This window comes from Salinicola sp. (genome assembly GCF_982684285.1).
The window spans coordinates 1-3,574 of record NZ_CEXLVS010000336.1 but is presented as its reverse complement, the minus strand read 5'-3'; the positions used below and the strand labels follow the sequence as shown (position 1 = coordinate 3,574).

Sequence of the window (3,574 nt, the reverse complement as noted above, 5' to 3'; positions counted from 1 at the left end):
TCGATCACGATCGACACCGCCATGCAGGCGCGCATTGCGACCGGCGGCGTAGCCCCGAGCCATTGCCCGCTGATCGTCACGGCGTTGGCCGCGATCGATGGCGTCCATCGCCTCGAGTTGGGGATAGAAGCGCTGCTGGAAGTGTTCGATCGCCGCGACGGTATCTTCCGTCTTCTGCACCGGCACGATGTGCTCGAACGCCCCCGCGACCCATGCCAGGGCATAGGCATCGGCCCGACGAATCTTGGTGATGCGCTTGGCGCGCTTGTTCATCCCGTTCAGGAAGGCCTTGCGATCGGCGATCAGCTGACGCTGCAGCACCTCGAAGGCATAGGCCGCGATGCGCACCTGGGTCGCCTCGCCCAGGAACGCGAAGTAGCCTTGCCAGCCCTCGAATGTCGGACGTGGCTCGTAGACGGTAGCGGTACCGAAGGCGGCATTGCTTAGGATGGCCAGATGGTCGAGCCAACGTGGTGGCTTGCGTCCGGTCGGTGACTTGACGGCCACTCGGTCGATGGTCGACGCCGCGACATCGATCTCGCTGACACCGTACTCATCCATCAGGTGCTGCGCCTGACGCAGCGCCGTGCCGGCCTCGTGCTTATTGGCCGAGCGTGACAGCGCCAGACAACGCTCGATCTTGCGAAGGATGCGGTCGGGAATCATGCCTCGTCCCCCTCATGTCGCTGTACCCTGCGTAGCCGTGCCAGCACGTTCTTCTCGGCACGCGCGTCGCTGGGCGAAAATCCGGTAAACACGGGCGGGCAGCCCGGCTTGATGAAACGGACGTGACCGCCACGGGTGCGCTCGACAAACCAACCGTGATCGACGGCATAACGCACGACGCGCTTGAGCGCGCGCGTCGAGCAGCGAATCGGCAATGCGTCAGGCATGGGCCACCTCCCCTGTCACTTGGTCGGTGTGATCGAGCTGCTGACGAAACAGATCCAGTTGCCCTTCTAGCGATCGAATCAGTCGATCCCTTTCGCCTCGGAGCAAGCGACATTCGCGATTGAGTCGCGCGAGTTCGTCGCGCTTTTCAGCGAGCCGGGTTTCGAGATCCTGAAGTTCCCTAACCGAGCAATTCATGACCGTCCCTCCTGCACCTGCTTCCACGCCAGAGACTCGAAGCGGGTGCTCGAACCCACGAACGTGAGATGCACTGTGCCGGTGGGACCGTTGCGCTGCTTGCCGATGATCAACTCCGCAAGGCCCTTGTTGTCAGGTTCATCGGTGTTGTAGACCTCATCGCGGTAGACGAAGCCGATGACGTCGGCATCCTGCTCGATTGCGCCGGAGTCGCGCAGGTCAGCCATGCAGGGACGTTTGTTGGGACGATTTTCCAGCGTGCGGTTGAGCTGCGAAAGCGCCACCACTGGGCAGTTGAGATCCTTGGCCGTGGCTTTGAGGATGCGAGATATCGCGGAGATTTCGTTGTTGCGGTTCTCGCAACCCGGCTCCTCGAGCAGCTGCAGATAGTCGATCAGGATCAGGGCAGGCTTTCCGTGTCGGCGCATCAGCCGGCGGGCGCGCGACTTGAGCGAGGTCGCCGAGAGCCCGCTGGAGTCATCGACGAACAGGCGTTCCTCGAATCCCAGTATGCGGTTAGTGGCCGAGGTCAGCTTTTCCCAGCCACCGTCGTCGAGCTGCCCCGAGCGCAGTTTGCTCATGTCCAGCCGTCCCATGCTCGCCATCAGGCGCAGCATCAACTGTTCCTCGGGCATCTCGAGCGAGAAGACGAAGATCGGGGCGGTGGCCAGCTCGGTGCGACCGGCCGTGGCGACCAACGCATTCTCGACGAGGTTCATCCCCAGCGTGGTCTTGCCCATTGCAGGCCTGCCTGCGATGACGATCAGGTCGGAGGCCTGCCAGCCGCAGGTAAGATCGTCGAGATCCTTGTAGCCGGTCGGCGTGCCGGTGATGCCGTCCTTGGCGTTGAAGGCCCGATCGATCGTATCGATCGCTGCCGTCAACGCGGAACGTATGCCCGTTTCCTTGCCTTGCCGGTTCTCAGCCAGCTCGAACAGCTGGCGTTCAGTGGTCTCGATCAATGCCTGGCTGAGCTGCTGCCCATCCAGCGCCCGCTGGCTGAGGTCGCGGCCCATGTTGGCCAGCTGCCGCCGACGCCGGTGCTCACGAACAATCCCAGCGTAAGCGACCACATTGGTAGCCGACGGCGTATTGCGAGCCAGCTCGGCCAGATAGGACAGGCCCCCACAGGTCTCGATATGACCATCGCGCTCGAGCAGCTCAGAGAGTGTCACCACATCCAGCGGCTTCTCGTCGTGCGATAGCTCCTCCATCGCCTTGAAGATCAGCCGATGCGGATAGTGATAGAACGCTGAGGCGTCGACGATCTCGCAGATGTCGTCCCACTTCGTGTTGTCGAGCATCAAAGCGCCCAGCGTGGACTGCTCCGCCTCGATGTTGTGCGGGGGAAGAAGCCCCATCACCTCAGCCTCGAGGGGCGGCGGGGATTGGGTCTCAATGGACATGGCCCACCCCCGATTTGCTGATGCCCGGTTTACCGTTGGGAGTGACAGCGCCTACCGCATGGATGGCGTCGGCCCACTCGGGATAAAGATCGGCCGCCACGGCCTTGAGCTGGTCGGCGCAGGCCGGCGCCTTGCGACTGTAGGGTTTTCGAGGCTCGACCCGATGGACGGGCAGCCCCTGGAGCGCGGCCGAACGGTAGGCAGAGAGATTGACCAGCGGCGTCTCGAGCACGCTGATGCCGTGGTCTTCGACCTCGGCATACATGGTGCGGATGCTATCGGCGATGTCGCGGGCGTCGCGGAGCTGGTCGGTCATCTTATTGAGCAGGATGGAGACCGGCGGCACTTCGAAGCGGGTATAGCGTGCCAGCTCCCGCAGCTCGTTGAGCATGCCCTGAGTACCACGCACGAATTCGCGGGCGGTGAGCAGTTCGGGAACGATGGGAGAGATCAGCCGATCGGCGGCCATCACGGCCATCTCGAGGATGACGGAGCGCGCGCCCTGGGTGTCTATCAGGATGGCATCATAGCGATCGGCGAAACGATCGAGGAGATCGATCAGCCGGAAGCGACCGTTCGGGGCGTTGAGCAACAACTGCTGCAACTGATTCCGATAGTCGTTGGAGACAATGATGTCGAGATTAGTAACAGCGGTATGAGAGATGATCTGATCGAGATCGACCAGCTCTGTCGCGAGCAGCTCGTACACCCCGCCTGGGGCCGGCTGGGACAGCTCGTAGTAGGAAGAGAGGGTGGGCTGGGAATCCAGGTCTATGAGAAGGACCTGAAGGCCGGCATCGGCCAGGATTCCGCCAAGATTGGCCGTTGTGGTCGTCTTGCCGACGCCGCCCTTGGAACACACTGTCGCGGAAACACGCATAACTACACCTCGTCCAATCATGAATGGAACGAGTGCAGAGAGAAAATGACGCTACAATTTGTGTTGACTGCCAAACAGGATGGGAGCTGAGAAGTGGTGGAGCGTTCACATCATACGAGGTGATACGCTCTAACCAATGCTTCTATCTCTAAGCTCTGGTGCCGACACCAGGAGTCGAACCCGGGACCTACTGATTACA

The 3,574-nt window shown here is 61.7% G+C and carries 5 protein-coding genes; all 5 read right to left on the bottom strand.

Features of this window, described 5'->3' with window-relative positions:
* The coding region (locus AC3AYF_RS19375) for a DUF2786 domain-containing protein (protein ID WP_487780210.1) at positions 1 to 666 on the bottom strand (666 nt) is incomplete at its 3' end.
* The gene (locus tag AC3AYF_RS19370) at positions 663 to 893 is read right to left on the bottom strand and encodes a type II toxin-antitoxin system HicA family toxin (protein ID WP_295036902.1); all 231 of its coding nucleotides are present in this window, start codon (positions 891 to 893) and stop codon (positions 663 to 665) included. The genes AC3AYF_RS19375 and AC3AYF_RS19370, both read right to left, overlap by 4 nt.
* A complete protein-coding gene (locus AC3AYF_RS19365; protein WP_295036905.1) occupies positions 886 to 1,089 on the bottom strand; it encodes a hypothetical protein in 204 nt (67 codons plus the stop codon). Before AC3AYF_RS19365 ends, AC3AYF_RS19370 begins: the two co-directional genes overlap by 8 nt.
* Entirely contained in the window at positions 1,086 to 2,495 is a 1,410-nt protein-coding gene (gene dnaB / locus AC3AYF_RS19360; protein WP_295036912.1) for a replicative DNA helicase, read from the bottom strand. Before dnaB ends, AC3AYF_RS19365 begins: the two co-directional genes overlap by 4 nt.
* Positions 2,485 to 3,375: a ParA family protein gene (locus AC3AYF_RS19355; RefSeq protein WP_295036915.1), complete on the bottom strand. Its 891-nt coding sequence runs from the start codon at positions 3,373 to 3,375 to the stop codon at positions 2,485 to 2,487. The genes dnaB and AC3AYF_RS19355 overlap by 11 nt, the downstream gene beginning before the upstream one ends.
* Positions 3,376 to 3,574 lie beyond the last annotated feature (199 nt).